A 23,771-nucleotide genomic window follows, 5' to 3' on the forward strand; every position below is an offset into this window, starting at 1 on the left:
TTTTTTGAAAAAGGATGCAAAACATTTGTCGAAGCAGATAGCTTTAGCTTTGACTGCTATGGTGCTGGCCAGTGGCTATTCAGTGACGGAAGCCGCTGACAACCAGACCGTGGAGGAAAACTTAGGCGATGTGGTGGTCACGGCCACCCGCAGCCATAAGCGGGAGGTCGATACTCCGGCGGCTACAGAGGTTATTACAGCACAGGAAATCAAAGAATCTGGCGCTCAGACGGCAGGAGATGCCTTGGCGAAAGTAGACGGCATTGCTTATGGTGCTTTTGGTCAGAATGGTGCGGCCATGGGAACGATGGCTAACGACGTCAATATCCGTGGCGTTGATAATGGCACTTTGGTACTCGTGAATGGAAATCCGATTTCCTGGCGTGGCAAATATGACCTGTCCGCGATTCCAGCGGATACGATAGAACGCATCGAGGTGGTCAAGGGCAGCGGTTCCGTGCTCTATGGCAGCGAGGCGATGGCCGGTGTGGTCAATATCATTACGAAGAAAAAAGCGGCTAACACAGTGACGGCTGGTATTGGTAATTCCGGGCAGCAACATTATGCATTAAATGTCGGTGATGATCGTTTGGCGGTCCATTATAATTTTAGCAATTGGAAGCATGGTGTGGATGTCAGCAAGACGAATATTTTATTAGGGCAAACGCGCACCAATGTGAACCATGTGAAAAAACAGGGAGCAGGAATCAGCTATAGCCTGACTAAGAATCTGGATTTCTTGTATAATTATTATGAAACCGAATCAAAATATGATCGTTGGGTAACGGATGTAACTCGTGCTGAAGCTGTAGCCAAGGTGGGAGATTTATTTAATAGCCGCAAGTATGAAACCAAGCGTCATATAACCCAGCTCAATTATCATGACAAGAATTGGAAAGCCAGCCTCTATTGGAACGATGGTACGGTAGAATCCCATGGGCCAACAAATTATAAAAAAGATGGGACTTTGACTGAGGCAGGGGCTGTTCAACGAAATCCAAAGCAAACAGATTATGATGTTTTTTATAATACGAGAGAAAAAAATATAACTTATGGTCTTGATTTTCAGCGCCGTTGGAAAGTTTCACCTCGTACAGCCTGGATCGGCGGCATGAGTCTGCAAAAAGAGCGTTATCAAAAATTAGCTGCTTATAGTACGCCGAAAGCTGAAAAATATACACGCAACAATTGGGCTGCTTTTGCGCAACTGGAGCAGAAATTTGATGATAAGAATACTGGCATTTTTGGTGTGCGAGAAACATGGACTACGGGTGCATGGCGTTCGCAGAATTATAATAATCTCAGCGCATCAGGGCAGTGGCTGCATAAAATGGATAAAGCCAACAATCTTTATGTAAGCGTTGCACAGTCTTTTATTATGCCGACATTTTCTGAAATGTATTGTGCGACAGGCGCAGGAAATCCTAATCCGGATCTAAAACCGCAGAAGGGCATCAACTATGAAACGGGTTGGAAACAGAATCATCATAACCATCATTGGAAGGCGGCTGTTTTCCATATGGATATCGAGGACAACATTGATGCAAGTTGGGATGATAAAAAAAGCCGATACACATACAAAAATGAGGATTTTCGTAATACGGGGATTGAATTGGCCTGTGATATCAAGAGCCAGCGTCCGCTATCCTATCATTGGGGCGCAACCTGGCAGAATCCCGAATCCAAGAATGCCAAGAAAGGCTATTGGGATAGGAAGTTTGGCAAAGTACAGCTGACTGGCGGCATTACCTATAAAAAGAGCAAGCTGACCTCGAACCTGTCTGGTTCCTATCTCTGCAACCGAGTGCAGACGCCATCGGCAGAGCATTCCTTCAAAGCAAAACCTTATTTCCTTACCACCTGGCACACCAGTTACAAGCCGGATGCCGCGCAGGAAATCACTTTAACGATTAAAAATGTCCTGAATCGTCACGACGTGATTTCCCATTCGTCATCCACATATTATGATGCACCCGCCAGCTATATGCTGAACTACACATACAAATTCTAAGCGGAACAGAATAAACAAGAAACCGCACATGGCAGCAGGCTGTGTGCGGTTTTTGTCGAACATAATAGAAAAAGGGGGCAGGAAAGATGCAGGGATTGACACCAACGGAGCTGAAGGCCATCTTGTTTTCCAAGCGGGCCAATGTGTATTATCTGGAAAAATGCCGCGTCATGCAGAAAGATGGGCGTGTGCTCTATCTGACGGAAGGGAAAAAGGCCAATCAATATTGGAATATCCCCATTGCCAATACGACGGTAATCCTTTTGGGAACAGGTACGTCCATAACGCAGGCGGCCGTGCGGATGCTGGCCGGTGCAGGTGTGCTGGTCGGTTTTTGCGGTGGCGGAGGTACGCCTTTATTGGCCGGGACAGAGATTGAATGGCTGAACCCACAAAGCGAGTATCGGCCCACACAGTATGTACAGGGCTGGATGGCCTTCTGGTTTGAGGAAGATAAGCGCCTGCAGGCGGCCAAGAATTTTCAGCATAAACGCTGCGATTTCTTGGCAAAGGTCTGGGGGAAAGACCGGGATTTGCAGGGAGAAGGTTTCTTTGCGGATGACAGGGAGATAGAAGGCGCATTGAAGGGCTTTCGCCAGCGCATTGAGAGTGCAGGAAATGTGACAGAATTATTGGCGGCAGAAGCTAACTTTGCCAAGCAATTATATAAATATGCTGTGCAGCGGACAGAGTATGGAGAATTCACCCGCGACGCAGACGCAACGGATATCGCAAATGTTTTCCTGAATCACGGCAATTATCTGGCGTATGGAATGGCGGCCTCGGCTTTGTGGGTGTTGGGGATTCCCCATGGTTTTGCCGTCATGCATGGCAAGACGCGGCGGGGAGCGCTGGTCTTTGATGTGGCGGATTTGATAAAGGATGCGATTGTTTTGCCGGGAGCGTTTATCTGTGCAAGGAATGGCTTGGAAAATCAGGAGTTTCGGGAGTATTGCCTGCAAAAGTTCACCGAGCATAAGGTTTTGGAATTTATGTATGACACCATAGAGAAGCAGAGCTTGCAATGGTATAAGGGGGCTGGAAGCAATGATGGTGATATTTACCAGTCAGAGTGATAAGAATGCCCTGAAGACCACACGTTGGATACTAGATGCCTTTGCCAACCGCATTGGCACGGATACATGGCAGACGGTGATTACCGAGGACGGCCTGCAGATGGTTAAACGCTTGTTGCGCCGCCATGCGACCAAGAGTATGTCCGTATCCTGCCGCTGGATTCGGTCGCGTACCCGCAGTCAGCTGCTTTGGATTGTCGGTGACAGGAGTCGTTTCAATGAAGAGGGCTATGTGCCGGTGAACAGCACGCAGAAGGATATTGCCCATCAGGCATGGGAAAATGATTGGATCTATCTGCCGGAAATAAAGTCCTTGGCGGCAATGGCTGGTGCGCTGCATGACTGGGGAAAGGCGGATGCGGCGTTTCAAAAGATGCTGAAGAAAGCAAGTCATGGGAAGCGGGAGAGCGATGAATCCTGCCGTCATGAATGGTTAAGCTGCAAGCTATTGGAAGGATTGGTCTATCAGACGGAAAAACAGTCGGATGAAGAATGGCTGGAAATCCTGCACAGCGGGAAAATCCCGGAGAAAAAATTGGAGGATTGGCTGATAGAAAGTGCCGGGAAAAAACTGGCGAACTTGCCGCCGGTGGCCAGTATGTTATGCTGGCTTATCCTGTCCCATCACCGTCTGCCTGTATTAGATAAGGATAGTGCAAAAGGTTATGGAAATGATGAAGCCAAAGCGTTCTCCCAGCTTTTATCCGAGCTGGATGTTGACTGGGGCTATCGGAAGCTGGGGGATGCTGCGGTCAAATTGTCCAAAGGGTTATTGAAATCGGATAAATGGAGGAAACAGGTAAAGAAGTGGTCGGGAAGGCTGCTGGAGCAAATTCCTGTGTTGCATGACTTATGGGAGCGGGAGAATATCCGGCTGCTGCTATTGTATGCCCGCAACAGTTTGATGCTCAGTGATTACACGGTTTCAGCCGCAAAGGCAGATAGAGCATGGCCGCAGGATTGTGCTTTATTTGCCAATACGGATAAGCAGGGATTGAAGCAGCGCTTGGACGAACATCTGGTGCGGGTAAGCACACAGGCTGCGCAGGCCGCACATTGCCTGCCGCATTTTGTCCATGGTATGGATCGGATTGAAGATGTTTCCGGCCTGCGCAAAAAAAGCCCGCCAGCTTTTAGCTGGCAGGATAAGGCTGTGGACAAGATTGGCGATTGGCGTAAGGCAGAAGAAAAAGCAGGCCGCCATCATGAAGGCTGGTTCGTAATCAATATGGCAGGCACGGGCTGTGGCAAAACGATGGGCAATGCCAAAATCATGCAGGCTTTGTCAGATGATGGAAAATCCCTGCGGTATAGCCTGCTATTAGGTTTGCGCAGCCTGACTTTGCAGACCGGCCGCGAGTATCGGGGGCGAATCGGGCTGGATGATAGTGAAATGGCGGTGCTGGTCGGTTCAGCTGCGGCCAAAGAACTGTATGGAGATGATGCCTGGGAGGAGTCTGCTGATACCGAATGCATGAACGGCTTGCTTTCCGGAGAGCTCAAAGCGGATTTTGCCGTAGAAGACAAGATGCTGGAGGTCTTATTTTCCTCGTCTGTGCAAATGGCGCAGAAGCATAAGGAATTGTTGTATGCGCCAGTGTTGGTTGCGACCATAGACCACATGATGCCCGCGACAGAAACCGTGCGTGGTGGACGGCATATCCTGCCCTTATTGCGCATGATGTCAGCTGACATTGTGATTGATGAAATCGACGATTTCGCGGGGGCGGATTTAGTGGCAATCGCCCGGCTGGTGCATACCGCAGGAATGCTGGGAAGGAATGTCATTCTTTCATCGGCGACGATTCCGCCAGATTTGGCAGAAGGCTTGTTTTCTTCTTATGAGAGCGGGCGGCGGTTATATACCCGTTTCTTTGGTTATCCCTTGCGTGTGAATTGCGTCTGGTGCGATGAATTTCAGACTAAGGTGCAGTTGGCGGAAGGGACGGAACAGGCAGAGATGCTATTCGCTTATCGGCAGCAGCATAAATCCTTTGCTGTGCGTCATGGGGAAAAACTTGCCCAGCAGCCAGTGAAACGCCGGGGCTGGGTGGTGGAATGTGCAGATGTGTTGGCTCTGCCAGAGGAAGACCGGAAAAATGCTTATTTCCAGCTCATGCAGGAGGCGATACTGAAACTGCATCAGCAATATGCCGTGACCGATAAAAAGACGGGAAAGCGGGTGTCCTTTGGACTCGTGCGGCTGGCCAATATAAGGCCCTGCGTGCAGGCTGCAAAATTCTTGTTGGAAGCGGCATGGCCGGAAGATTTTGCACCACGCCTGCTCGTGTATCATAGCCGTCAGACGGCGTTGCTGCGCAGTCAGGAGGAAAAATATCTGGATAAGGTGTTGAAACGTAAAGGAGAGGAGACAGCTGAAATTGATTTTCAGGACGTAGTGGTACGCAGGCATATTGAGCAGGCAGAAGCGCAGAATATTGTCTTTATCCTTGTGGCAACCCCCGTAGAGGAATTGGGGCGTGACCATGATTTTGATTGGGCCGTGGTAGAACCTTCCTCCTATCGTTCGATTATCCAGCTGACGGGCCGCATTCGCCGGCATAGGAGTGCGCTGGAAAATAGAGAGGCAGGAAATATCGCAATCATGCAGTATAATCTGCTGACAATAACTTCAAACAATAAAGTGGTATTTTGCAGGCCGGGTTTCGAGTCGGGAAAATATGCGCTGGAAACACATGATATGAAAAAGCTGGTGGATGTTGAGGCAATAGCAAAGGTCATCAATGCGTCGCCGCGTACCGTGCGCCCGGAAAAATTATATCCACGCAGGTCATTGATTGACTTGGAACATCAGGTGGTGACCGATTTCCGTGACCTGTCAAATTGCGGCCCAGGGGTGATTCATGGCTGGCAGGAAGAGTATTGGTGGCTTACAGGCCTGCCCCAGCAATTCAATAGATTCCGTGAAGGCGCGCAGGATATAGAATTATGCCTTAAAGCACAAGATGATGGTACTGTACGTTTTTGTGAACAGAGTGAAAAGACAGGAGAGTGGATAGAACGCGAGGAGTGGTATCATATCCATAAGCAAACAGATGAAGTCAATGAACGGTTTTGGCTGCAACGCGATTATCAGCAGTCATTAGCAGCAATTCAAGGAACAACGGGAAGCGATAAAATCAAAATCCAGGCAGGTCTTTTGCATCTGCCAGCTAATCGTGAAAAGGCAGTATGGCTGTATTCGGATCAGTTCGGTATGTATGATGAGGAAGAGGACTTTCAAACGTAATGCAGAATAACAACCATAGGAAGATTTACCCAAAATTTTGCCAGCCTTCGCGAGTCCTTATAGAATAAGGACTGGGCGAGAGAAGAAAAATTAGGGTAAAATGTTGCAAAAACGGCATTAGAGCTGTGCTCTGTAGGGCTGATCAGTGGAATTTTGCAGTGCTCCGCCGAATAGGCGGCTTAGAAAGCCACGGCAAAAACAAAGCCAATAATCTTAATGTGCTCCGCCGAATAGGCGGCTTAGAAATTGTCCGTAGTGTCAATTATTAATTTCATTTGGTGCTCCGCCGAATAGGCGGCTTAGAAACTAAAGGGACATATCTATTAGCAACTGGTTCTGTGCTCCGCCGAATAGGCGGCTTAGAAAAGCTGGTGGCGTAGGTGGGGGTATACGACATCTATCAACCAGGAGACTTTGGATGAAGCCCCCATAGCCTATAAATCCCTGTCGGATATATTAGATGTAATTGGCGATACGGTGGAGATTATCGATGTGATGAAGCCGGTGTATAACTTTAAGGCTGCGGAGTGAAGCGCGGCGTTCTGTTGACAGATTAGTTGGACAGGAGAGATAGTCTTTGCTATAATGCAAAGAAGATTGTATAGAAGGGCGGGATGTGATGAATTTTCAACTGATGTGCAAGGATATTCCTGTGGCTGGTTTTACCATAAATGAAGCAACAGGGCGAATTGTCAGCGATTTGGATATTGATAATCGTGAATACCTGCCTTTGTCCGTGTTGTTTAGTGACAGCTATCGCATTGCTTTGCAGAACTGGATAGACAATCGCAGCGTGTCAGCTCATCGAAAAGATGTGGCAGCTATGTTGGCGGCTTACCATGTGGAAACGCCGAGTGCTTTGTCCTTTAAGAGTTTGGGGCTGAATCTATCGGACCAATATTGGTTCAAGCCAGAGGGCGCTGATTTTTGCTGGCATGATGTAAACCTTTTTGAGAATGAGTTTGCGGAGCAGTCCTTTCGATCTGTTGCAGGTGGGGATAGTTCAAGTTATACTCCTGACAGCAGTTCCAATGGTGACTTGCCAAAGTTTTGGAAAATTGAACAGGGGAAACGTGTTCTCTATAAGGAAGGTTCGGCTCCTTTTGATCAGCAGCCATATAATGAAGTGTTTGCATCCAAGCTATTGGATGTGCTGAATCTGCCCCATGTTAGTTATTCCTTGGAACAGGATGATGCGGGCGAAAAAGCTTATAGTGTATGCGAAACCTTTGTTACATCGGAGACTGAGTATGTGCCTGCGTTGGAGATTTTAGGCGTAGTTCCCAGATTGAACCATGAAAATAGCTATCAGCATTTTGGCCGTTGTATTGAAGAACTATCGATTCCGGTCTCCAGGCGTGAAATAGATGAGATGCTGATGTTTGATTATCTCATTAACAATGCCGATCGGCACTATGGTAACTTTGGCTTTATCCGTGAGGTGAGTACTAGAAAGTTTTTGGGGTTGGCACCGATTTTTGACAATGGTAATAGTCTTTGGTACCTGCAACTCAATAAGCGGATGAAATTTAAAGACCAGCCAGCTAAACCTTTTCGAGATATCCAGACGGAGCAGCTGAAGCTCTTAGGACAGACGAAACTTCTAGTGGAAAAATTGACCGAGGAGTTGCTGCAGCGGCTGATTGTTGATATATATAGCAAAAATGATTTATTTGATGCAGAGCGCATGGACAATCTGCTATATAATGTTACAGTAGCATCGCGGAGAATTGCTGATAGGCAGCATGATTAGAAAAGGCAATCTTCCATCGCATAGATGGCTTAGAAATTTATAATCTTTTTAGATGATGAACCGCCGTATAGGCGGCAAATGAAATAAAACCTTTATAATCTTTTTATAGTTGATTTATTGAGCCTGAAGTAATATAATATAGAACAAGGATAAATGACAGATAATATTGAAGAATATGATAAGTGGGGTGATGTTGATGAGTGTGTTGACAGATTATGTGCAGGTAGAATCTGAAAAGAAAGGCGTGCCGCTTAGGCAGTGGCTAATGGATATGGCGAAGAATGCCAGCAAGTGTCAGTTTGCCACGCATATAGGCCGGTTTGTCAATCCGGATGTGACGGTCAATTGGCAGGCAAAGGTCCAAGATAAGCCGGATGAACCATATGTATCGACAGCTTCGGTGAAGTGTTTACCGGATATTTTTGTAGCGGCTAATTATCTGGCAACGGCCAGCTTGCTGCAATTACGTTTAGAGGCTGGGAAGACGTTCTATGAGCACTTGCAGTCTGCTGATGATGGCTTGCGGGAAGATTTCCAATACATGCAGGTTGACTATGATCAACTGCGTGAAGATTTGCTGGCTATAAAGTCGGATGTAGTGCCGGATGCAACAGATAAGCGGTTGCGGCAGGTATATTTTCCTGTGGGGGATGATGGATACCATTTGTTGACCGTTTTGCCGCCTGCGAGTCTGATGCAGGAAGTGCGCTTACGTATCCGGGCAATGGAAGAGACGGCGCGGCTGGCCTGTACTAAGAAATCGGAGAGCTATGGCAGTGATCATAGGCGAATCTATGATCTGGTACAGACCAAATTCGGCGGCACCAAGCCGCAGAACATATCCTATGGGAATAATCGGCAGGGCGGACGCAGTTATATGCTTCCGGCATTGCCGCCGGTTTTGGAAAAGCGTAATTTGATTTATCCGAGGCGGGATTTTTTCAGGGAAACGTTGCGGCGGAAGGATTTTATTGGTCTGTTCCATCGTCTGCATAAGCGTTATGTTGATACGCGAAATAATCTGGAAATCCGGCGGGCTGTTCGCAGTATAGAGCAGCAGATAATGGAAATGGTATTGCAACGAGTATATGTGCTGCGAGAGAAGCATGGCTGGACAGAAAATCGCAGTTTGAGCAGAGCACAGATGATTTGGCTGGACGATAAGTATATCGATGAACGATACAATGATGAGGAGTGGCAAAAACAGCTGGCGATTGAGTTTGCCGATTGGATGATGAGCGCCTATGAAAAAATCCTAAAGAGGGAAAAAGTCGAGTTGGGCGATGGAGAACTGACGGCATTGCGAAAAGAAGCCATCAATTTCATTCGCAGTGATTTGCAGAAGCAGTAGGGGGTAGGTTGATGATCACAAAATATCTGATGATTCCCCACTTACAGATACAGAATGCCAATGCAGCCAGCAGTCCTTATACGGTAGGTTTTCCGGCAATGACTGCCTGGCTGGGGATGGTTCATGCTCTGCAACGGCGGATTCAGTGCAGGGAGGAATTGAAAAAAATCTCTATGACGCGGGCGGCAGTAATATGTCATACCTGTGATTTACAGGTGTTCCATGATGAGGGGAATTTTTACAGTTCGCTGATTGGCACGGCGAATCCGCTGAAGAAGAGCAGGAAAACCGGCGAATTTGAGCGGCCGCCTTTTGTTGAAGAAGCACGCTGCCATTTGGAGGTCAGCCTGTTGGTGGAATTGGAAGAAGTGTCAGGCAGTATCGAGCAGATTTTTGAGGAAACTGTTCGGCAAGAGTTGCCACGCTTAAAGGCGGCAGGGGGAGACATTGTCCTGCGGCACGGCGAGCAACAGGATTGGCGGGTAATAGCTGTTGATAATGATGAAGAAAAGGACGTGCGCAGGTTGAAAGCGCGTCTTATGCCTGGTTATGCAATCATTGAACGACAGGACTTGCTTCGGCATGAAGAGGGCAAGGATGCTTTGGACTGTTTATTGAACGCTATGCAGGTACAGTATACGGCCAATCGCGATGCTGATGGCAATTTTACTGGTTGGCAGAGAACAAAGGTATCTGCAAATGGCTGGTTGGTGCCATTGGCAGTTGGTTTCCGGGACTTATCCGGCAGCTTGCAGGTGAAGGAACAGCGTTCCTATGAGTATGAGCATCATTTTGTGGAGCCCTTGGTAACTGTGGGCGAATTTGTTATGCCTTATCGTCTGGCGTCGATTCAGGAAATGATGTGGGAATATGATTATGATGAAGCAGATGGCTTATACTTGTGCCGGAATATGGGTGAAAAAGATTTGCGTGGGGAGGAATAATCATGGCTAAGAAAGCTGCAGATATTGCATCAGTGTTAGCATTTGAAAAGAAATTGGTCGTTTCAGATGGTTATATGTATGGTACTTGCTGGGACGATGAGCATAAGTCAAAGGCTGAACCTTTGAAGTTGGTGGAAAAATCAGTTCGGGGAACGATATCCAACCGGTTGAAACCAGCTGTGCAGAATGATCCGGCAAAATTGAATGCAGAAGTAGAAAAACCAAACTTACAGCAGGTCGATGCCTGCGCATTGGGAATGGAAGAGGATACCTTGAAACTATCCTTTACCATCAAGGTGTTAAGTGGCGTAGAGAAGCCGTCAGCTTGCAACAATGCGGCTTTTGCCCAGAGCTATGCTGAGGCGGCTAAAGGTTATGTGGAAAAGACTGGTTTTAGAGAACTGGCTTATCGGTATGCCTATAATATTGCCAATGCCCGTTTCCTTTGGCGGAATCGTCTAGGGGCGGAGAAAATTGATGTTTGTGTCAAGGTTGGTGATTGGGAGCAGAAATTTGATGCATATACTTATTCGTTGCGTGATTTTGCCGAGCATGAGGAAATCAAGGCTTTAGCAGGAAAGATTGCGGCAGCCCTGTCTGGCGAGGAAGCGTATCAATTTATTGAAGTAGAAGCTTATGCAAAGCTGGGAATGGGGCAGGAAGTGTACCCCAGTGAAGAATTGGTGTTTGATAAGGGCAACAGCCGCAAGAGCAAGATTTTGTATCATGTGGATGGTGTAGCGGCAATGCATTCCCAGAAATTGGGCAACGCTTTGCGGACGATTGATACATGGTATCCAGAGTTTGCAAGTGAAGAAGGAACTGGACCGATTGCCATCGAGCCGTATGGTGCAGTGACAAACTTGGGAAAAGCATTTCGGAATCCTAAAGATAAGGTAGATTTTTACACATTGTTTGATAAGTTTGCCTTGGGCGAACCGCTGGCCAGTGTGGAAGAAGAGCATTATGTTATGGCAGTTCTGGTGCGTGGCGGTGTATTTGGCAAGGGGTGAGCAGCGTGAAGTTTTATCAGGAACTCACCTTGTTGCCGGATGCGGAGATTAGCGAGAACCATATCTGGAGCAAACTGTATCAGCAGCTTCACTTGGCTTTGGCAACGCAGATGGAAGACGGCAGTAAGGGGAATATTGGTGTCTCGTTTCCGCAATATGAAGATGGCAGAAAGGTTCGGCTGGGCAGTAAACTGCGGATATTTGCGGAATCAGAAGATGAATTGAAAGCGTTAGCGATAAGGAAATGGCTGCAACGGTATGAAGATTACATTCATATGACCAGCATCCGTCCTGTGCCGAAGCGGGTGAATGGCTATGCAGTTTATCGTCGTTATCATCCGGAAGCAAGTTCTATGCAGAAGGCCAGACGCTACGCCAAGCGGCATAATGTATCTTATGATGAAGCCTTGAAATTATTTCCGCAAGAATGCAGGGATAAGAAAGTTCCCTTTGTGCAGATGCATAGTGAAACGAATCAGCAAAAATATCGCCTTTGTATAGAACGCATTGTACAGGATTCGGATCAGGACGTTGGTTTTGGCAGTTATGGTCTGGATAACCAGTCAACTGTGCCGGAATTTTGACCAAAATTTCAGCATGGTACGGGAACCCGCATAAAATAAGCGTGTGGGAGAAGGGGTAAAATTAGGGTGAAATGCTATAAATCTGCGGTAAGAGCTTATTTTACGGGGATCTTTAGCGATTGAATGCAGTGTTCCGCCGTATAGGCGGCTTAGAAAATCTATGAACCGAAAGGAAAGGCGCGAGAATAGTGTTCCGCCGTATAGGCGGCTTAGAAAAAAACCACACCTACTACTTCGGCCAGCATGGTGTGTTCCGCCGTATAGGCGGCTTAGAAAGGAGGACATGGCAAAGTACAAGCAAGCCGCAGGTGTTCCGCCGTATAGGTGGCTTAGAAACCACTGCACAATCAGTCCCGAAGCATACTTGACATGTTCCGCCGCATAGGAGGTTTAGATGCACAAGACGTTGACTTTTGTTGCTGTATAGGGTAAATTCATAAGTATGATTAAGAAAAGCAAACACCAAGGAAGTATCGAAATGGAGAAGTTTTGCCGGGATATCTGGCGTACCATTGAAGATACGATTTTTGAACAACATGGCTGTCTGCTGCCGGCTGGCGATATAACAGTAGATGTGATTCTGCACTGGAACAAGGAGGAAGTGTTGGGATCGTTGAAACGCCGGGGCAAGATTGCCAGTTGGGTACAGGACAGAGAATTTGAAGATGGCAACATGCGCAGATACAAAATTATCGTAGATAGCGAGAAGATATGAAGGTATTTTTTAGATGGTTGTTGCACACAAAAAATTCGTATTTGTTTGATCAAGCTATGAAATATGGTATTTTGTGAAGGCAGAACTGCTTCAGCATATGCCCATTCATAATACATAAAGCCGCTCCGCTGATGGGTTGTCAGCAGGAGCGGCTTTTGTGGTGGTAGTCTATTTTTCAGTCAAAAACCTTGACGCGGGTTGTAATGTCTTCAGGCTCTTTGGCATCAGGTTCGGCAGCAATGCCGCCAAACGGCATTTGCGCAACGAGTTTCCATGAATCCGGGAGATTGAATAGCTTTTTTACAGCATCGTCAATGACTGGATTGTAGTGCTGGATATTGGCACCAACATTCAGGTCACGCAGAGCTGTCCAGATGGTGAACTGCAGCATGCCATTCGCTTGTTGTGACCAGATGGGAAAATTAGGGGCATAAGCAGGGTATTGTTCCTGTAAATTTTTTACGACATCTTCATCATAGAAGTACAGCACCGTGCCAGCTCCGGCCTTGAAACTGTCGATTTTCTCGCGAGCGACTTTTCCGCCAAATGCATCGTAAATCGCATCCCATAGCTCATCATGTTTGCTGTTCATGGCTAGGACGACGCGGGCTGACTTCATGTTAAAAGCATCAGGAACCAGCTCTGTGGCCTGTTGGACAATTTCCTTGATCTTGATTGCATCAACCGGCAGCTCCTTTAAAAGCTGATAGTAGCTGCGGCGCTTGTGGATGGACTCAAGCATACTCATGGTGTTTCCCTCCGTATTCATTTAAAAGATTCATGGTCTTTCAACTATAGGCTCTATTCGTCAAAGGATGTTTATATCCTGCTGGAATGATGCTGGCAGCAGAAATATTTGGACAATTAGACTTCTTCATGTTAGAATAAGATTAGGAGAGCGTTATATACGTGACGGAGTCCCCAAGGTTTTGTGTATTGACTTGGGGACTCTTTTCGTTGTATAAATAATTTTTAATTATCTATTGATTTTCATTCTCAATAGTGCTATATTATATACAGGCTTTCGTTAAAGCTCTCCTAAAATATAATACACAGCAAAGAACCGGACGTACTGCTCATGCGTCCGGTTCTTTGTCTTCGGCATTATCGTTTGTATCGCAGTTGTCAAAATCACTGCAGCTGCTGTCATCACGACGGTCGTGGTCATAGTACGAGCTGGAATGATTATGAGAAAAGTGGTCGTCGTCATCGCAGAAGGCATGAGCACCGAAAATGCTGAAATTGTAAATGGTTCTGTTGCTGCTATTGGATTGATGAGTGCGGCCATCTGAATATCGATCATATTCGGCCAGTTCATCTAGCGCATCCTGAAGGCTATAGCCGTTGTCCAGCAGGTACTCGATATCATTTACAGCGAAATATTGACCATTGGGCGCTTTATATTGGGAAAGGTATTTGGGGCAGCGTGAAAGTGCATCCTTGGCATCTTGGAGACTGTAGCCGTTATTTACCAGGTATTCGATATCGTTGCGTTCAAAGAACTGGCCGCTGGGGGCACAGTAGGGGGAAAGCCTATTCAATTCGTCATAGACTTTTTGTGCTTCGGGACTGGTCGTAATATTGTTGGATGACATAGAAAGTTCCCTCCGTATAAACGATGATATGTGTGACAAGTTTTTACGGATTTACCTTATCATAAATTTATTAAATTTTTCTTAGTTTCAGGGAAGTTTTTTCTCGAAGCGGAACATTCCTTCGGGGTATACCCTGGCCCCATAGTTGAAGGCCTCCTGATTGTCTCGGATAAACTGCTCTCTGTCATCAACTTGCAGGGGGAGAAGCGTTATCTTCATATTTTTCATGGTACTCACCTTGCTTTCATATTCATTTTGCATCAAGTATATTATAACGCTGGGGGAAATAGGCTGTCCATAAAAGGATAGGGAATGCAGGCAATAAAATATCCGAGGTTTTATGCCTTGAAGTTTTTGGGTTACTTAAAAATTTAATCATGGTCTAATATTATAGTGATATAATTTATTGAAATTGACATGAAAAAACTATACTTTAATATATCATAGATGCTATAGTGGAGAAGGAGATTATTATGTACGCAATTATCAATAAAGGGGATGGCCAGTACTATACATCAACTGTCTTTGCCTATTATGAGGATAATAATAATGATGATGGTGAGATAGATTGCTGGGACTGGTATTATATTGTGTTGAATGAGAGTAGGACGGCATTAGTTAAGCACTATGTGTTCGATGCTACAGCTAATCCGTATCTGCATAAGATGGTTATTGTTACAGATAGAGATAAGAGTAATTGGAATGTTGATGGCGAAACAGGAATCGGTGAAATAAATCTTGTAAAGAAGAATGACTTATTAAAAATGGTAGAGCAGGGAACGGTGTCTGATGAACTGTTAGCGATAGATGAAATTTATAAATTTAATGAATACCCTGAAATACAAGACTTCAAAGATATTGATAATTTAATGACCGTATCTGGATATTTTCATGATGCTTATATTGACCATTATGAAGAAAAAGATGGTACACTTTATGTATTATTCGATGGTATCTGGGGAGGAAAGGTAGAAGTTTGGTTTAGTGGCGATGTGAAATATGATGTTAGCAGGGGAAATTTAGACGAAAGATATGATCCTACTTGGTATGGTGCGACGATGCTAATAGAAAACGGATTTATATATTTGGTTAATGGCGATAACGTAACTGCGGAAAAGATAGGGGATGATTACTGTTGGTTCAAGGCACGGAAAGTCAAATATCATGTTATACCTAATCTGGAACATACTGGTGTAAGAGGAGAAGCACAAGTTTTGTGAAAACGATTGTTGATTTTGAAGGATGGATAGAGAAAAATGACTGCTGATGATTTTGTAAAACTATGCTACGAAGAAAAAGAAGCTATGTTAAATCTTACTTTGAAGAAGATACGAATCTTTCAGTAGGAATAATGATAAAAAAATTAATACAATCAGGCACGGATAAGGAAGAACTTTATAGATTGATAGATGCTATATTAGCAGAAAGTTATTAAGAATATAAGGGTGCGATAATGGAAATAGAACGTCAATTCTTGGTGGATGAGTTGCCTGAATTACCTGCAAAATATGAGGTATTGCGTCAGGGATATGTGTCATTAGAGCCTGAAATTCGTATCCGGCAGATAGGTAATGATCGTTTCATGTTGACTGTGAAGCGTGGTGCAGGACTGGTACGGGAAGAATGGGAGACGGATATAAATAGGCATGAATTTGAAAATCTGGCATCAAGGCTGTGGCCGGGAACGATAATGGTGGAAAAACATCGCTATATGTTCGTGCTGTCAGATGGACACAGGGCAGAACTTCATGTACATGTTGGGCATTTAGCAGGTTTTAACTATGTGGAAGTAGAATTTTCGACAAGGGAAGAGGCCATGTCGTTTATACCGCCTGCATGGTTTGGCCGGGAAGTCACGGAAGATGCGAGATTTTCCTATGGGACATTGGCACAGGCTGATGGTATGGAAATTGTGAAGCAGCTATTTTGAACTATTGAAATTTAGAAGGGCTAAGATAAATTTAATCTTCCTTTGCTATCCTAGCTAAGGAGGTGTTGAATATGGATGATGAAAACTTTGCTACATCCGCTCGATTCCTGGTGTTTCTAGGAATGGTGTTTTTGGCCTTATTCTTTGTTGATGAACACAAGATGGAAGTATTTGTGTTTGCCTGTGCTGTGGCGCTGTATCTGGAAGCTCACAAAGAAGGTTGGCAGAGTCCGTTGATAGAATGGCCAGAAGAACTATCGTTTCTCTCAACCTGCTATTATGCATCATTGAAATTATTAAAGCTGGGTGCCATTGTTGAGACCGTTGTACTAATCTATTTGTTTTGGAATGATGTGATGCATAGCCCACAGTTATTTCATATTACAGGTATAATATATCTGGTAAATGTTATTTGGCTATCTGCAACAGCTGGTGTACTATCAATTTGCTGGTCTATACATGATAAGTGGGCTGAGCGAACAGGCAATATAACTATAGCATCATTAAAGCCGCCTTTTACCCAGGGGCACAGAGGCTTCAAGACTTGGAGCTGGCTGCTTATGGATGCAGTTGTAATAATGGCATTGGTTATCATGTATGTGGATCATTATGCTCTAAAGCAGTTTGACGTATTCGAATTGACAATCGTATGCGCTGCATATTTTGTTTTGATGATTCCGCTGCAGTTGTGGATGTATTTTCATTATAAAGGCCTGCTGCCTAATGCGTTGCCCAAGGCGGAGCGCTGACAGAAAGAGCTATGTGCATTTTATCGAATGCGGCGTAAAACCCTAGCTTCAGATATGGGGATATAAGCCGCGTCCGCCGAAGTTACGTAAGTAATTGAAGGTGGACAATAAATTTTTGACTTGTGTTGTATTAGATTTCTTTAAGCAGTATAATATTAACATGAAAGAAATTAAGGAGATAAAATACCATTCGAGTCATGATATTGTGTACTCCTGTAAGTATCATATTGTGTTCTGTCCTAAATATCGTAGAAAAGTGTTGGTCAATGGCGTTGACACCAGACTAAAGGAGCTGGTCAAGTCAATCTGTGAAGAAATCCAAGTCGATGTAATCGAAATGGAAATCATGCCAGACCATGTGCATCTTCTGCTAGAGGTTCATCCACAGTTCGGCATCCACAAAGCCGTAAAGACTATCAAGGGCAAGACCTCCCGTATCTTGAGGCAGGAATTTCCATGGCTGACAACTAAACTGCCTAGCCTATGGACAAACAGCTATTTTTGCTCCACTGTCGGTGGTGCTCCGCTTAACATCGTGAAGCAGTATATCGAGAATCAGAAAACATCGCAAAGGAAGTGAGAAAATGGAAAAATACACAATGGGATTCAAGTTCAGGATATACCCCAATCATACCCAGCAGGAGCTAATCAATCGTACCTTGGGCTGTTGTCGATTTGTGTTCAACCATTTTCTGGCCATCCGCAGGGACGAGTGGACTGCAAATCATAAGTCTGTAAACTATAATCAAACCAGTGCCATGCTGACGGATTTGAAAAGATACGAAGAATACAGCTGGCTGAAACAGGTGGACAGCATGGCGTTGCAGGAGTCCCTGAAAAATCTCGATACAGCATACCAGAATTTCTTCAAGCACCAATCAAGATACCCCCGCTTCAAGTCCAAGCACAACCATAGTCAATCCTACCGCACCAGGAATCAGAGCAATGGCATCCGTATCTTAGGGAATCGAATCAAGCTGCCTAAAATCGGAGCTGTGAAAATCAAGCAGAGCCGAGAATTTGACGGGCGAATCCTTAATGCTACGGTCAGTCGTACTGCTTCTGGCAAATACTTTGTGTCTATATGCGTAGAATTGGACAGGGAAAATTTGCTCAAGACCAATGATGGCGGGCAAATAGGTATTGATGTAGGCTTGAAGGAATTCTATTCGGACAGCAACGGGAATACTGTTGCCAACCCTAGAATTCTACGGTGTTTGACAAGAAAGCTCGTGCGAGAACAAAGATGGCTTTCCAGAAAAATGCCAAGATCTGTCAATCGTGGCAAGGCTCGTATCCGTGTTGCCAAAGTCCATGAGCGTATATCCAATATCCGCAAAGACTTTCTGCACAAAACTTCTACAGCGTTGGTTAGAAAGAATAAAACCATAGCCATAGAACATCTGCAAATCAAAAACATGATGAGGAATCACAAACTGGCTCGTGCTATATCAGACGTAAGCTGGTCTGAGCTCTTCCGTCAGCTTGAATACAAGGCAGAATTGCATGGCTCTGAAATCTTGAAGGTAGACACATTCTACCCGTCAAGCCAGACCTGTTCAAAATGCGGATACCAGAACAAGGAAACTAAGAATCTTGGTATCAGGGATTGGACTTGCCCTGCATGTGGTTCACATCATGACCGAGATGCCAATGCAGCAATAAATATACTGCGAAAGGCAATAGAACAAAAACAGGTTGCTTAACATAAATTAGTACCGTGGGACACACGGGAATTTACGCTTGGGGAGAACGTGTAAGTCAAACTGGCTACGGCCAAACCGCAGTGTTCAGCGAACCAAGAATCCCCTGCCTTTAGGCATGGGGAGTGTCAAAATTCCTTCTTGGAGAAGCAGCGGCAGGAAAAGGGGCGTGTTGAGGTTACGACTGTCCTTTTTGATGACAAGTATGAAAAAATCGTAGAGGCCAAAGACATAAAGGCAGTACCGGAGTTAACCAATAAAGAGTACTATGCCAGAGGAATGACAGCCCTTCTGGATGCAGTGGGCAGAACCGTTGCAGATACCTTGGGCAGAATGAATCATGATGGTATCTGCCCTGCTAAACGGCGCGTGTTGTTCCTCATCATGACGGATGGCAAGGAAAACGACAGCAAGGAATATAGCAAAGCTGATGTAAAAAGAATGATTGAAAAGGCTGCAAAGGAGTACAAATGGAATTTCATTTTCATGGGTGCCAATATCGATTCTGCGTCTGAGGCTGCCGCTATTGGCATAGGTGCTGACCATGCGGTAGATTACGACCATAATGCAGGCGGCGTAAGAAAATCGTTCGCGCGCATGAATGCGGCAGCAAAAGAGGTGCGGGAAGAGGGCAGCGTTGGCGAAAGCTGGAAGCAGGCTGCTGAATAAGAAAAACGGTAGATTTTGAGTTTTAGATTAAAACCACCTGTTCAATTCGATGGGTGGTTTTATTTTGGGCAAAAATTCTCCCAAGAGTGCTCGTTGGTATTTACGCCGCAACTAAAATGAGATAAGATATTACACAGGAGTGTAAAGTATGTTAAAAGAATGGAAATTAAGTGCCGCTGCTCCTGAGGCAGTGGCTTTTGCAAAAGAGTTGGGCGTGACGAAGAGCCTGGCAAATATCTTATGGAATCGCGGCATTTGTACCAAGGAGGCGGCGGAGGTTTTTCTGCAGCCTGAGAAGCAGCCGTTTTATGATTCTTTTTTAATGAAGGATATGGACAAGGCTGTAGATCGGATCATCGAGGCTATCGACGGCGAGGAGAAAATCGTGGTCTATGGCGACTATGATGTGGACGGCATGACGGCCACGACGCTGTTGGTGCATAATCTCAAGGCGCTGGGGGCAAATGTCGGTTTCTATATTCCGCATCGTGAAAAGGAAGGCTATGGCTTTAACCTGCCTGCTTTGCAAAGCATTGCTGAGGACGGGGCGAAGCTATTGGTATCTGTGGACTGCGGCATCGCCTCGGTGGATGATGTAGCGGCGATGGCGGGCAAGCTCGATATCATCGTGACGGACCATCATTTGCCGGGAGAGCAATTGCCGCCGGCACTGGCCGTGGTCAATCCGCATCGTGAGGATTGTCCCTACCCGGACAAGAATCTGGCGGGCGTTGGCGTGGCCTTCAAGCTTTGTCAGGCTTTATGGCAGGAAATGCATGGTCAGCGTTATGCACAGGATTTGGAAATCGTGGCCTTGGGTACGGTGGCCGATATCGTGCCGCTTTTGGGCGAGAACCGCAAGATTGTGGCGGCGGGGCTTAAGCGCATGCGCAAATCCTCTTTTGCGGGGATGCGGGCATTGGTGGAGGTGTCCGATATCCGCGATGAAGAGCTTAATACCGGCCATGTGGGCTTCCGTCTGGCACCCCGGCTCAATGCTGCGGGGCGTATCGGCTCGGCGCGCAAGGGTGTGGAGCTGCTGCTGACCAAGGATGAAGCTGAGGCCGAATCGTTGGCGATGGAATTGGATATGCTCAACAGCCAGCGGCAGACCATCGAGCAGGAAATCCTGGCCAAGGCTGAGGCAGAACTCAAAGGGGAGGACGTGACCAATCTGCCGGCCATCGTGGTGGCGGGAGAGAATTGGAATCCTGGCGTTATCGGCATCGTGGCCTCCCGTCTGGTGGATAAGTATTACAAGCCGACCATCGTGTTCAGCAAGCAGGCAGATGGTGTCTGCAAGGGTTCCTGCCGCAGCATTGAAGGGCTGCATATGTACGAAGCCTTGAAGGCCTGCCAGCAGCATATCCTGCAGTTCGGCGGTCATTCGCAGGCGGCAGGATTATCCGTGGCCGAAAGCGAATTAAAAGCTTTTAAGGAGGCTTTCGCGGCAGTGGCTGAGGCAACCCTGACACCGGAGGATTATGTGCCCAAGGTCAAGGTGGAAATGGAGCTTGCGCCGGAGGAAATCACCTTTGACCTGATCGATGAACTGGCCAAGCTGGAACCCTTTGGCATGAAAAATCCCAAGCCGCTCTTTGGCGTGCGGGAAATCCGGGGCACGGCGCCGCAGGTCATTGGCAAGGAAGGGCAGCATCTGCGCTTTCAGGTAGGCAGTGCCAAAGCTCCGGTGACGGCACTATTCTGGAATCGCAGTGACTACGCAGGGATCATTAACAGCGAAGTCATCGATATGGTATACAGCCCCGCCATCAATGAATGGCAAGGCAATCGCAGCCTGCAGTGCATGGTGGACAGCATTGCCCCGGCGGACGGTGAACGCATATTCCCGGAGCGCGAGCAGCTTGTCAGTATCTATAAATTCCTCTATCAGATTCAGCAGCAGGAAGATTATATTCCCTATACTGCCGAAGAACTCACAGTGGATTTCTGCAAGCGGGGGACGCATATCTCCCTTTATACCATGAGCCTGGGCCTGCGGATTTTCCAGGAACTCAGCCTGCTGCGCATGGATATGGAGGAAAATTGTTATTATCTGCCCAAGGCCAGCGGGCGGATGGATTTGGATGCTTCGCCAACTTACCGGCGGCACCGCTAAGATTTAGGGAAGGAGATGGGACATTATGAACGACAAAGACAAAGCACCAGTGACCATAGATTCCATTATTGCAGCAGTGCAGGCCTATGAGCCTAAAGCTGATGTTGCCCTGATTCGCAAGGCCTATGATTTGGCCGCCGATGCCCACAAGGGACAGGTGCGAGTGTCCGGCGAAGAGTATATCATCCATCCGCTGCATGTGGCGGAAATCTTGACGGAACTGCATATTGACGATGTGACCATCAGTGCGGCGCTGCTGCATGATGTGGTGGAAGACACCCTTTACACCAAAGAGCAGATTGAGGAAATGTTTGGCGAAGAAGTGGCCATGATCGTGGATGGCGTCACGAAACTCGGTCGCATCAAATATAAATCCAAGGAGGAAGTCCAGCTCGAAAACTACCGCAAGATGTTCCTGGCCATGGCCAAGGATATCCGCGTGATCATGGTGAAACTGGCCGACCGCCTGCATAATATGCGCACGCTCAAATACATGCGCGAGGACAAGCAGAAGCGCATTGCCAAGGAAACCATTGAAATCTATGCACCTTTGGCCAACCGTCTGGGTATTTCCAATATCAAATGGGAGCTTGAAGACCTCTGCCTGCGCTATCTGGAGCCGGAGAAATACTATGACCTGGTGGAAAACGTCAAGCAGAAGCGCAAGGAACGGCAGGCCTTTATCGATACGGCCATCGAGCAGATTGAAGCGAAGATCGGCGAGGCCGGCATCAAGGCGGAAATCAAGGGTCGCGCCAAGCATTTTTACAGCATCTACAAGAAGATGCTGCGGGATAAGAAGGATATCAGCGAAATCTATGACCTGTCCGCCATTCGCGTATTGGTGGAGTCCGTGCGGGACTGCTATGGCGTGCTCGGCGTAATCCATGCCATGTGGAAGCCGATTCCGGGGCGGTTCAAGGACTATATCGCCATGCCGAAATCCAACGGCTATCAGTCCCTGCATACCACGGTGATGACGCGCGGTTATCCGCTGGAAATACAGATCCGCACCTTCCATATGCACGAGGTATCGGAGTTCGGTGTCGCAGCGCATTGGAAGTACAAGGAAAACGGCAAGGGTTCCACGGCGGGCGGCGCCATGGACCAGAAAATGAACTGGCTGCGGCAGATGGTGAGCCTGCAGCAGGAACTCAGCGATCCGAAGGAATACTTTGAAGCGCTCAAGGTGGATATTTTCTCGGATGAAGTGTTCGTGTTCACGCCGAAGGGCGATGTGGTGGACCTGCCGAAAGGTTCCATTCCCATTGACTTTGCCTATCGCATCCATACGGAGGTCGGCCATCACTGTGTCGGGGCCAAGGTCAATGGCAAGCTCGTACCGCTGGAACATAAGCTCAAGAACGGCGATATCGTCTCCATCATCACGAACAAGGCCAATAACGGCCCATCCCGGGACTGGCTCAATATCGTGGCTTCGTCGGAAACCCGCAGCAAGATCCGCTCGTGGTTCAAGAAAGAACGCCGCGAGGAGAATATCGAACGGGGCATGGAGCTGATCCGCGAGGAGGCCAAGCGGCTGGGCTATGCGCCCAAAGAGCTGCTGAAGGATGGCCGCCTTCTGGAAGTGGCCAAGAAGCTCAATATCCTGAGTGAGGACGATCTGCTGGCGGCCGTGGGCTATGGCGGCATTACCGTACATGGCATATTGACGCGGCTGGTGGAATTCCATAAGGAAGAAATCAAGGAAAAGACACCGCTCGATGTGACGCAGATGCTTTCGGCGCTCAAACGTCCGGCCAGCAACCGTAAGAGCAAATCCAGCCACGGCGTATTGGTCGAGGGCGAGAGCGGCCTGATGGTGCGTTTGGCCCGTTGCTGCAACCCGATTCCGGGCGACCCCATCACAGGCTATGTGACCAGGGGACGCGGCGTGTCGGTGCACCGCACGGACTGTCCTAATGTGCTCATGGATACGGATATCTCCCGCATGATTGAAGTCAGCTGGGATGTAGGTCTTGACAAGCAGTACAAGGTCGAACTGGAAATCGTCTGCAATGACCGCAGCGGCATCCTGGCCAATGTGCTGGCCGTGCCCACGGAAATGAAGATCAACATCCACAGCATCAATGCAAATCCCAACCGCAGTACCAAGACTTCTACCATTCTTTTGGGGCTTGATGTGAACAGCTCCACGCAGGTCAAGCAGATTATCACGCGTCTGCGCCGGGTTAAGGATGTCTATAGCGTAGTCCGGAAAATGGGCAGCAATGCAAATATGTAAATATGCGTGAATAAATAAACCGTCCCTCAGCAACGAGACTGTTGCTGAGGGACGGTTTTTAGGT

21 protein-coding genes are annotated in these 23,771 nt (G+C 47.0%); 18 read left to right on the forward strand and 3 right to left on the reverse strand.

Features of this window, described 5'->3' with window-relative positions:
• Positions 1-25 precede the first annotated feature (25 nt).
• From BLQ59_RS08030 to BLQ59_RS08070, 10 genes are all read left to right on the forward strand, one after another.
• Positions 26-2,011 carry a TonB-dependent receptor plug domain-containing protein gene (locus BLQ59_RS08030; RefSeq protein ID WP_371118275.1) on the forward strand — a complete coding sequence of 662 codons (1,986 nt, stop codon included), beginning with the start codon at positions 26-28 and terminating at the stop codon, positions 2,009-2,011.
• An 86-nt stretch (positions 2,012-2,097) separates the two neighbouring features.
• A complete protein-coding gene (gene cas1f, locus BLQ59_RS08035) occupies positions 2,098-3,087 on the forward strand; it encodes a type I-F CRISPR-associated endonuclease Cas1f (protein ID WP_074572352.1) in 990 nt (329 codons plus the stop codon).
• The gene (gene cas3f / locus BLQ59_RS08040; RefSeq protein ID WP_074572353.1) at positions 3,059-6,337 is read left to right on the forward strand and encodes a type I-F CRISPR-associated helicase Cas3f; all 3,279 of its coding nucleotides are present in this window, start codon (positions 3,059-3,061) and stop codon (positions 6,335-6,337) included. Before cas1f ends, cas3f begins: the two co-directional genes overlap by 29 nt.
• Positions 6,338-6,751: 414 nt before the next feature.
• Positions 6,752-6,868: an RtcB family protein gene (locus BLQ59_RS15775; RefSeq protein ID WP_256324639.1), complete on the forward strand. Its 117-nt coding sequence runs from the start codon at positions 6,752-6,754 to the stop codon at positions 6,866-6,868.
• Between the two features lie 88 nt (positions 6,869-6,956).
• On the forward strand, positions 6,957-8,090 hold the full coding sequence (locus tag BLQ59_RS08045) for a HipA domain-containing protein (protein WP_074572354.1): 1,134 nt from the start codon (positions 6,957-6,959) through the stop codon (positions 8,088-8,090).
• 196 nt (positions 8,091-8,286) lie between these two features.
• A complete protein-coding gene (locus BLQ59_RS08050; RefSeq protein WP_074572355.1) occupies positions 8,287-9,441 on the forward strand; it encodes a type I-F CRISPR-associated protein Csy1 in 1,155 nt (384 codons plus the stop codon).
• Positions 9,442-9,452: 11 nt separating this feature from the next.
• Complete coding sequence (gene csy2, locus BLQ59_RS08055; protein WP_074572356.1) at positions 9,453-10,385, forward strand: type I-F CRISPR-associated protein Csy2; 933 nt, start codon at positions 9,453-9,455, stop codon at positions 10,383-10,385.
• A 2-nt stretch (positions 10,386-10,387) separates the two neighbouring features.
• Positions 10,388-11,398, forward strand: a complete 1,011-nt coding sequence (csy3, locus tag BLQ59_RS08060; RefSeq protein WP_074572357.1) for a type I-F CRISPR-associated protein Csy3 — start codon at positions 10,388-10,390, stop codon at positions 11,396-11,398.
• 5 nt (positions 11,399-11,403) lie between these two features.
• Positions 11,404-11,982, forward strand: coding sequence for a type I-F CRISPR-associated endoribonuclease Cas6/Csy4 (gene cas6f, locus BLQ59_RS08065; RefSeq protein WP_074572358.1), 579 nt, complete (start codon positions 11,404-11,406; stop codon positions 11,980-11,982).
• A gap of 478 nt (positions 11,983-12,460) precedes the next feature.
• Positions 12,461-12,697, forward strand: coding sequence for a hypothetical protein (locus BLQ59_RS08070; RefSeq protein ID WP_081342507.1), 237 nt, complete (start codon positions 12,461-12,463; stop codon positions 12,695-12,697).
• A gap of 175 nt (positions 12,698-12,872) precedes the next feature.
• Here BLQ59_RS08070 and BLQ59_RS08075 read toward each other — a convergent pair whose 3' ends face one another.
• The 3 genes from BLQ59_RS08075 to BLQ59_RS16200 form a co-directional block, all read right to left on the reverse strand.
• The gene (locus tag BLQ59_RS08075) at positions 12,873-13,445 is read right to left on the reverse strand and encodes a nitroreductase family protein (RefSeq protein ID WP_074572360.1); all 573 of its coding nucleotides are present in this window, start codon (positions 13,443-13,445) and stop codon (positions 12,873-12,875) included.
• Between the two features lie 328 nt (positions 13,446-13,773).
• Positions 13,774-14,292, reverse strand: a complete 519-nt coding sequence (locus BLQ59_RS08080) for a hypothetical protein (RefSeq protein WP_074572361.1) — start codon at positions 14,290-14,292, stop codon at positions 13,774-13,776.
• Between the two features lie 87 nt (positions 14,293-14,379).
• Complete coding sequence (locus tag BLQ59_RS16200; RefSeq protein WP_256324640.1) at positions 14,380-14,520, reverse strand: hypothetical protein; 141 nt, start codon at positions 14,518-14,520, stop codon at positions 14,380-14,382.
• Between the two features lie 227 nt (positions 14,521-14,747).
• Between BLQ59_RS16200 and BLQ59_RS16205 the strand changes: the two genes are divergently transcribed.
• From BLQ59_RS16205 to BLQ59_RS08120, 8 genes are all read left to right on the forward strand, one after another.
• Positions 14,748-15,512, forward strand: a complete 765-nt coding sequence (locus BLQ59_RS16205) for a hypothetical protein (RefSeq protein WP_218122883.1) — start codon at positions 14,748-14,750, stop codon at positions 15,510-15,512.
• Positions 15,513-15,745: 233 nt separating this feature from the next.
• A complete protein-coding gene (locus BLQ59_RS08090; RefSeq protein WP_074572362.1) occupies positions 15,746-16,222 on the forward strand; it encodes a CYTH domain-containing protein in 477 nt (158 codons plus the stop codon).
• Between the two features lie 71 nt (positions 16,223-16,293).
• Positions 16,294-16,971 (forward strand): hypothetical protein, encoded by a 678-nt coding sequence (locus tag BLQ59_RS16025; protein WP_176756762.1) that lies wholly within the window; start codon positions 16,294-16,296, stop codon positions 16,969-16,971.
• Between the two features lie 160 nt (positions 16,972-17,131).
• Positions 17,132-17,551 carry an IS200/IS605 family transposase gene (tnpA, locus tag BLQ59_RS08100; RefSeq protein WP_074572371.1) on the forward strand — a complete coding sequence of 140 codons (420 nt, stop codon included), beginning with the start codon at positions 17,132-17,134 and terminating at the stop codon, positions 17,549-17,551.
• Positions 17,552-17,555: 4 nt separating this feature from the next.
• Complete coding sequence (tnpB, locus tag BLQ59_RS08105) at positions 17,556-18,677, forward strand: IS200/IS605 family element RNA-guided endonuclease TnpB (RefSeq protein ID WP_074572363.1); 1,122 nt, start codon at positions 17,556-17,558, stop codon at positions 18,675-18,677.
• 138 nt (positions 18,678-18,815) lie between these two features.
• A complete protein-coding gene (locus tag BLQ59_RS08110; RefSeq protein WP_176756763.1) occupies positions 18,816-19,343 on the forward strand; it encodes a hypothetical protein in 528 nt (175 codons plus the stop codon).
• 148 nt (positions 19,344-19,491) lie between these two features.
• A complete protein-coding gene (recJ, locus tag BLQ59_RS08115) occupies positions 19,492-21,462 on the forward strand; it encodes a single-stranded-DNA-specific exonuclease RecJ (protein WP_074572364.1) in 1,971 nt (656 codons plus the stop codon).
• A 25-nt stretch (positions 21,463-21,487) separates the two neighbouring features.
• Positions 21,488-23,707 carry a RelA/SpoT family protein gene (locus BLQ59_RS08120; protein WP_074572365.1) on the forward strand — a complete coding sequence of 740 codons (2,220 nt, stop codon included), beginning with the start codon at positions 21,488-21,490 and terminating at the stop codon, positions 23,705-23,707.
• The last annotated feature ends 64 nt before the right edge of the window (positions 23,708-23,771 follow it).

Origin of the sequence: Pseudoselenomonas ruminantium, from assembly GCF_900104055.1 — a bacterium.
Lineage (GTDB): Bacteria > Bacillota > Negativicutes > Selenomonadales > Selenomonadaceae > Selenomonas_A > Selenomonas_A ruminantium_C.